Below are 577 nucleotides of genomic sequence, written 5' to 3' on the forward strand. Positions count from 1 at the left end.
GATCAATATCCACCTCAAGATACGCCCTCGCGTCCTTCCCTTTTTCATACTTGGAAAGAATACCATGCGCCGCGACGTGAAGCGCGCCCATTGAAGTTCCGCGAAGGATAAGCTGTCTTCTGTAATTGTCGTTCATAATCCCGATGGGACACTCGGCGGGGCCTAACATATCCGCTCCTTGCGGAAGAAGCGGTTTTGCGAAAGACGCGAGCCTTTTTATCGCGGCATCCGCCCTCTTTTCGTCCTTTGACCGGATTGTAAAACGAATCAGCCTTGAAAAGGGAGGGAAGTTTAGCGCGCGCCTCTGCGAAAGTTCCGCTTTGAAAAATCCTTCGACGTCTAGGGCGCAGGAGCGAGTTATAACCGGGTCTTCCATTCTAAGCGTTTGAACAATTACTTTGCCGTCGGGGAAGTAGCGCCCCGCGCGACCGGCTACCTGTACAATCAATGAAAAAGTGCGCTCTGCGGCGCGGAAGTCGGGCAGATGTAATCCCGTGTCAGCGAAGACGACGCCTACAAGGCGTACTCCGGGAAAGTTCAGGCCTTTGGCGACCATCTGCGTTCCAAGCAATATGTC

General features: G+C 53.4%; 1 pseudogene. It reads right to left on the reverse strand.

Going from position 1 to position 577, the window contains the following annotated elements:
- Positions 1–577: pseudogene (locus tag ACYVTD_RS15745) on the reverse strand (replication restart helicase PriA); the annotation flags it as partial.

Source organism: Treponema sp. R6D11 (assembly GCF_054786075.1).